This is a genomic window from Labrenzia sp. 011 (genome assembly GCF_003075075.1).
In the GTDB taxonomy this organism is placed as follows: Bacteria; Pseudomonadota; Alphaproteobacteria; order Rhizobiales; family Stappiaceae; genus Roseibium.
Map to the genome: position 1 here is coordinate 1 of NZ_QCYM01000041.1, position 6,338 is coordinate 6,338.

The window sequence follows — 6,338 nt, forward strand, 5'->3', positions numbered from 1 at the left end:
GACTACATCGAGATGTTCTACAATCCAACGCGCAAGCACGCCCGGAACGGCATGCTGTCGCCCGTCGAATTCGAGAACAGACACCAATCATGAACTGAAAGGTGTCTACGAAACGCGGGGCTATTCAGGCACCATATAGCGAATATGGGTCAATATCGGCGAAGATAGACAGAATACGGTCTAGTCGCAAGGCGAAAAATGGATTTGCACAACCGGTTAAGGGGGTTCCGCGTTCGCGTTGGAAAGAGCCAACTTCAATTTGCCAAAGATCTTGGGGTCTCGGGCACTGCATATAAAAACTATGAAAGAGGGGTCACGCCGATCCCGAGCACCGTGGTTTTGGCGCTGTGTCATGACTTTGACGTTTCCCCGGCTTGGCTGTTTCTGGGGGACGGGGAACCTACGCGAGAAACTGCAACACAAATTGTCAGGTCGTCGGTCCTGGCTGCTCGTAGCTTTGCGGAAGAATGCGGACTTGAGTTGACTGCAGATCAAGAGGTGCAACTGATCTGCAAGATGTTCGATCAGTTCTATTTCCACGAGTTGAAGCAGAAAAAGTTAGAAGAAAAAGAAAGTCTCGCAGGAAATGGCTGACTTTTCGGGTGAGGATTCGATTTATTACGAAGCTATGTTGGCCCTACATCGCAAAAAAATTGCCGAAATGTGTGCGATGCATGGGGTTCCATTTGAAAATGGACAAGTTTCCTTTCCACGAGAAGACATGGAAATGATCCGAGCACATATCTCGATGAGCCATTTCGAGCGGTTTTGGAAGAGGAATGCCTTAAAGGTTAAAATTCTTGTTGTTTTAGGTTTTATTTGTTCCTTGTTGATGTTGATGGGTCGCGTATTCAGCGTAATCGAAATGTCAGTCTATGGAACTGTAAGTAATGCGTTCATTCTCATATCGTCACTGATCATGTTGTATTTTCTGGAGTCGCTGGAACATCATTTCGGGCTGTGGAAACGGCCTACTGTTACTGGGCCGGATGGTCAGCCGAATAAAAAGTGGACGTTCGTTCCTGCTGATATCGGTCGCTTTGTTAAAGCGCGCCATACTGCTCCCGGATCAAGATCCTGACCGCCCGCTGTTTTCAGCAGTTTAATTAGTGATTGCGCTTAATTAAGGAAATTGGCATTTCGTTAATTAACGAACTCCGTTATTTAAATCGGCGGACTTAACGATCTGGAGCCATTGTCGTGCCCGAAACCAGCGAACTTGATGGACGTCTCGGTAAATTTGTCGAAACATCTGTCGCCGGCGAACGCGTGCGCGCCTTTGTGCCCCCGCCACTGCCACCAGAACCGCCCATTGACCTTTCGAACCTGCTGACGCGCCTGAGCGCCGCGGAGCGGGCGTTGGGGCGGCTCGATGGGGTTTCCGTGCTTCTGCCGAACAAGGAACTGTTTCTCTATATGTACGTCCGCAAGGAAGCGGTTCTGTCTTCGCAGATCGAAGGCACACAATCGACGCTCTCCGATCTCTTGCGGTTTGAAACGGAGGCCGTCTCCGGTGCGCCGCTCGACGACACCCGGGAAGTCACTAACTACGTCGATGCCATGATGTACGGGCTCGATCGGATGGCCACGTTACCGATTTCACTTCGCCTCATTCGCGAGATGCATGGAAGGCTGCTCCACGGCGGTCGGGGTGCCACTCAAAACCCTGGTGAATTTCGCAGTTCGCAAAACTGGATCGGTGGCACGCGTCCAGGCAACGCAATGTTTGTTCCCCCACCTCCAAATGAGGTGATGAACTGCCTCGGAGATTGGGAGCGCTTTCTGCATTCTGACGCTCAGGACATTCCCCCGCTCATAAAAGCGGGTTTGCTCCACGTGCAGTTTGAAACGATCCATCCCTTCCTGGATGGAAACGGCAGACTTGGTCGTCTGTTGATCACCTTGTTTCTCTGCGCCGAGGGTGTCCTGCGGCAGCCGCTCCTCTATCTCTCGCTTTATCTGAAAACCCATCGCTCAGATTACTATCGCCTCTTGCAGGAAGTGCGGGAGCGCGGCGCATGGGAAGCCTGGCTCGAGTTCTTCCTGGATGGTGCGGCAGAAACCGCTAATCAGGCATTTGAAACTGCGAACCGTATCGCTTCCCTTTTGGCTAAGGATCGTGAGCGGATCGTCGCAGAAGCGGACCGTACCGGCTCAGTCCTTCAAGTTCATGATCTGATGCGAACGCGCCCTTTCTTGACTGCGACCACAGCCGCCGCGCAAAGCGGGCTTGCGATGCCGACGGTCAACGCTGCCCTCGCACAGTTGCAATTGCTTGGGTTGGTTGAGGAAGTCACTGGTCGCAAGCGCGGCCGCGTCTTTGCCTACAGAGCCTATCTGGAAATCTTGAGCGAAGGTGCGGCACTCTAATAAGCTTGGCTAGATGAGTTCAATTCCACTGTATTGAGAAAGTACCGTCCGCAAAGTGGACTTTCACGGTTCTAGTATAAATGGCCGCCGGTAGCGCCTCGCGATATGACCGGTAGTGTCAAAGATCTTTCGCACTTTCGTTTTCAGGCGACGGCTCCGTGGGTTTGGTACTGGTCCGCGTAGAGCGGTGCCATGTTCATGTGCTTTCGGCTGGACCACTTGCCGGCGGCGATATGCCTGAGCCTGGCCGCGGCCAGGTTCAGGCATGATTGTCCATCCGGGAACGCCCCGACGACCCGAGTTCGTCGCCGGATCTCCTTCATGATCCGCTCCAGCGGATTGTTGGTTCGGATCTTGCGCCAATGGCTGTCCGGAAAGCCGTAATAGGTCAGCGTCTCGCCGATACTCTCTTCAATGAGATCGGCAGCTCGTGTCAGGCGTTGCCCTCGCAGATCCGCAATCACGGCATCGGCCTTTTCTTGTGCCGCCTTGCGGTTCTCCTGGGCATGGATGGCCTTCAGCATGTGCGTGACCTCCCGCACCTTGGTGGACGGCACATGGCTGAACACATTGCGATAGAAGCGCACCATGCAGCGCTGCCACTGCGCATCCGGAAGGTAATCGGCAATGCTCTCAACAAGGCCCCGGCAGGCGTCGGAGATGATCAACTTCACGCCGCTCAATCCCCGGTCCACCAGGTGCCGCAGGAAGTTTGACCAGCCGGACTTGTCTTCCTTGGCACCCTCGCAAATGCCCAGAATTTCCCGGTACCCTTCAGAATTCACCGCACTGGCCACCAGCAGAGACACGTTCCGGACCTCGCCAGCCCATGTCCGCTTCATCACGATCCCGTCCAGGTAGAGGTAGGGGTGCTCCCCTTCTATTCGGCGGTTCCGCCATTCCTCGATCTTGGCGTAGATCGTTCGCTCATGCTTGCTTGAACCGGTGGCGCAAGCATGCTCACTGTTCAGGTTCGACACCGTACCCGGACTGACTCGCGTACCCCACAGGGCCTCGGTGATGTCCTCCACACGGCGCACCGAAACGCCGGCCAAATACATCTCGATCAAGGCTTCCTCGACGCTGCTTTCCCGCCGCTGGTAGCGCTCGATGATCGCCGTCTCGAACGTCTGGCGCCGAAGCTTCGGCATCTTCAGCTTTACGTCGCCCGCCTTGGTGTGTAGCGAACGCTCATAGCTGCCCGCCCGTGTGTCCTGGCGTCCTTCGCTGCGCTCGTAGCGCCCAGCTCCGCAAAGCCGGTCCGCCTCCGCATCCAGCATTGCATTCAATGCTTCTTCAACGGTGCCACGCACCATCTCGCCAAGATGATCCTTGATCCGTGCCTCGTCGATCCGGATCACGTTGCCAATCTCTTTGCCGTCCATATCGTCAGTCATGCCTTGCTCCCTTCCGTCACAATAAAGGGAACCGTCTCAATCGGAAAATGTGCGAAAGATTTTGTACGTTATCCGAAGTTGCGCGCTACATCCGAGAATCCTTTTTTGTCCGTCAGACCTGGGGCTTATTCGTCGCCCGGGACGCCGTAGCTGGGTGCTGCGGTCGGATCGAGCGCGCGGGTCACATAGTCTTCCAGTTGCGGCTTGTAGAGGTGCCAGAGGTTCTTGAGGGCGTGGACGGGATCGCCCTCGATCCAGTCAATGCGAAGGTCGGCGATCGGCCAGCTGACTTCGCGAACCATATAGAGGCCGGCCGAGTGGATGGGGCCTGCTTCTCCGCCAGCCTGATGACCGGCCTGCATGGCGGCAATCATCCGGTCCCCCAATCCGCCTTGGGCTGTCTCGAAGGCTGCGACCATTGCGGCGGGCACGTTCGTGTTGGCGAGGAGATTTCCCGCTGCGGCGCAATCCCGTCCGGTTGCGGTCGCGTGCACGCCAAGGGTTTCACGCCCTGAATGAAGCGCGGCCTTTCCGGTCCTGTCGAGAATGACGATCTGGCGCCAGTCGGCAGTCGGATAGTCCTTCAGCAGTGCAGCCAGGGCCGCATCGGCACCCAGGCCTTGTGCAAGCAGATCCAGACCCTGGTTTCCCAGGGACGGATCGGTGATGTTCTGGCTGGCGACGACACCCGCTCCGGCGCGTGCGTGGGCGCAACGGGCAGCGACCGCAGGGGACGACGAGGAAATTGCTATGCCCATCGTCCCTGTGTCCAGGCAGCGGGCGGAGATGGAAAAGGTCATCTTGTTTCCTCTAGGAAGAACGGGACTGTTCAGGCATCGGGAATAACGGCTGTGGCATCGATTTCAACCAGCCACTCGGGACGTGCGAGCGCGGAGACGACAATACCGGTGGAGACCGGATAAACGCCTTTCAGCCATTTGCCGACGATGCGGTAGACATCCTCGCGATAGCGCGGATCGATGATGTAGATGGTGATCTTGGTGACATGATCCAGCTGGGAGCCAGCCTCCTCGAGGAGCATCTTTATGTTGGTCATGGCCTGTTCGGTCTGGGCCTTTACATCGCCGACGCCGACATTTTCGGACGTGTCCAGATCCTGTCCGATCTGGCCGCGCACAAACACCATCGCGCCTCTGGCGACAACGGCTTGGCACAGGTCGTTGTCCAGGTTCTGCTCCGGATAGGTATCCCTTGTATTGAATTTTCGGACGCGGGTGTGGACCATTTCAGGCTCCTTGTTCGATACGGGGAAGAGCGGGTTATTCGGCCACCGGTGTATAGAGGCGGTAATTGCGCTGTTTGACGATATGATCGCTCAGGTATCTTGCGTCATACCAGACCCCCCAAATGAAGGACGAGCCACGGCGCGTCTGCCAGGGTAAGCCGAGAAAATAAACGCCCGAAACGACGGAAACGCCACGTTGATGTTTCGGTGCACCGGTTTCGTCGAAGGCGTCGACCTCAAGCCAGCTGTAGTCGCGGTCAAAACCTGTGGCCCAGATCACCGTCGTGATGCCTGCCTGTTGCAGATCCAGTTCGAGAAGCGGGTTTGCGACACAGTCAGGATCCGGACCGATAATCTTGGCCTCTGGCTCAGGTGGCAGATCGAGACCATAGGCGTCGACGTAGGCGTCCGCCTCGTTCAGGAGGGCGAGGTAGTCATCGTCGCCTGCCTTGATGTTTTGGCCAAGGTCGTCGGAAAAGGTCAGCCTGCCATTCTCGCAGGACCGGGTCATGCCGACCAGGGTCATGCCACGGTCCGCGAGCTTGCGGAAGTCGATGGTATGTCCGCCGAATGCGCCGGAGACGGCGATGGTTACATGCTCGGAACCGGGGACGAATTCGGCATCCCACTTGTTCAGGACACCGAGCCACCAGCAGAAGTCCCGGCCGCGATAGGCACGGGGCGGGCGATTGTGGGAGCCGACGGAGAGGTATGTTGTGCGGCCGGCATTCAAGAGTTCCTCGGCGATCTGTACGCCCGAGGACCCCGCACCGACGACAAGCACCGCCCCGTCTTCCAATTGGTCCGGATTGCGGTAGGCGGTGGAATGGATCTGGGTGAGGCCGCCGGTCTCCGGGATCAGTCTTGGGAACACCGGGGTCTGGAACGCACCGGTTGCAGCGATAACCGTTTCCGCCTCGATAATCCCTTCTGACGTTTTCGCACGGAAGCCGGTCTGTCGGTCAAGGCGTGTGACTCTGGTGACTTCAACGCCCGTGCGTACCGGTGCCTTGATCATCCGGGCATACGCCTCGAAATAGTCGGCGACCTCTTCCTTGGGAATGAATGCGTTTGGCGAAGCACCTTCAAAGGTCATGCCGGGAAAACGGTCATGCCACGCAGGGCCATTGGCGACGAGGGAATCCCAGCGTTCCGAACGCCAGCGTTCAGCGATGCGCTTTTTTTCCAGAACGAGATGGGACAACCCTGCCTTGCCGAGATGCTCGCTCATCGCGATACCGGCCTGTCCGCCGCCTACCACCAGGGCATCTACTTTCTCGATGGCCATCTTTGTCACGTCCTCTGCTGATTATTCTGTTGCGGGG

General features: G+C 56.9%; 8 protein-coding genes. 4 read left to right on the plus strand and 4 right to left on the minus strand.

Features of this window, described 5'->3' with window-relative positions; all coding sequences use genetic code 11:
- The 4 genes from DCO57_RS24165 to DCO57_RS21965 form a co-directional block, all read left to right on the plus strand.
- On the plus strand, window positions 1-93 hold a 93-nt coding region (locus DCO57_RS24165; protein WP_347876560.1), incomplete at its 5' end, for an IS3 family transposase.
- A gap of 105 nt (window positions 94-198) precedes the next feature.
- Window positions 199-594, plus strand: coding sequence for a helix-turn-helix transcriptional regulator (locus DCO57_RS21955; protein WP_116701064.1), 396 nt, complete (start codon window positions 199-201; stop codon window positions 592-594).
- On the plus strand, window positions 587-1,081 hold the full coding sequence (locus tag DCO57_RS21960) for a hypothetical protein (RefSeq protein ID WP_116701065.1): 495 nt from the start codon (window positions 587-589) through the stop codon (window positions 1,079-1,081). Before DCO57_RS21955 ends, DCO57_RS21960 begins: the two co-directional genes overlap by 8 nt.
- Window positions 1,082-1,200: 119 nt before the next feature.
- Window positions 1,201-2,370, plus strand: a complete 1,170-nt coding sequence (locus DCO57_RS21965) for a Fic family protein (protein WP_165814816.1) — start codon at window positions 1,201-1,203, stop codon at window positions 2,368-2,370.
- A 143-nt stretch (window positions 2,371-2,513) separates the two neighbouring features.
- On the opposite strand, the gene DCO57_RS21970 is transcribed toward DCO57_RS21965, so the two are convergent.
- From DCO57_RS21970 to DCO57_RS21985, 4 genes are all read right to left on the minus strand, one after another.
- Window positions 2,514-3,755, minus strand: coding sequence for an IS256 family transposase (locus tag DCO57_RS21970; protein WP_116701070.1), 1,242 nt, complete (start codon window positions 3,753-3,755; stop codon window positions 2,514-2,516).
- 137 nt (window positions 3,756-3,892) lie between these two features.
- Window positions 3,893-4,567 carry a DUF1028 domain-containing protein gene (locus DCO57_RS21975; RefSeq protein WP_116701067.1) on the minus strand — a complete coding sequence of 225 codons (675 nt, stop codon included), beginning with the start codon at window positions 4,565-4,567 and terminating at the stop codon, window positions 3,893-3,895.
- 29 nt (window positions 4,568-4,596) lie between these two features.
- Complete coding sequence (locus tag DCO57_RS21980; protein ID WP_116701068.1) at window positions 4,597-5,013, minus strand: RidA family protein; 417 nt, start codon at window positions 5,011-5,013, stop codon at window positions 4,597-4,599.
- 34 nt (window positions 5,014-5,047) lie between these two features.
- A complete protein-coding gene (locus tag DCO57_RS21985; RefSeq protein WP_116701069.1) occupies window positions 5,048-6,301 on the minus strand; it encodes an NAD(P)/FAD-dependent oxidoreductase in 1,254 nt (417 codons plus the stop codon).
- Between the last annotated feature and the right edge of the window lie 37 nt (window positions 6,302-6,338).

Bases quoted from the DNA above. Each gene is read 5' to 3' on its own strand.
- DCO57_RS21955 (WP_116701064.1), top strand. From the start codon at position 199: ATGGATTTGCACAACCGGTTAAGGGGGTTCCGCGTTCGCGTTGGAAAG.
- DCO57_RS21960 (WP_116701065.1), top strand. From the start codon at position 587: ATGGCTGACTTTTCGGGTGAGGATTCGATTTATTACGAAGCTATGTTG.
- DCO57_RS21970 (WP_116701070.1), bottom strand. From the start codon at position 3,755: ATGGACGGCAAAGAGATTGGCAACGTGATCCGGATCGACGAGGCACGG.
- DCO57_RS21975 (WP_116701067.1), bottom strand. From the start codon at position 4,567: ATGACCTTTTCCATCTCCGCCCGCTGCCTGGACACAGGGACGATGGGC.
- DCO57_RS21980 (WP_116701068.1), bottom strand. From the start codon at position 5,013: ATGGTCCACACCCGCGTCCGAAAATTCAATACAAGGGATACCTATCCG.
- DCO57_RS21985 (WP_116701069.1), bottom strand. From the start codon at position 6,301: ATGGCCATCGAGAAAGTAGATGCCCTGGTGGTAGGCGGCGGACAGGCC.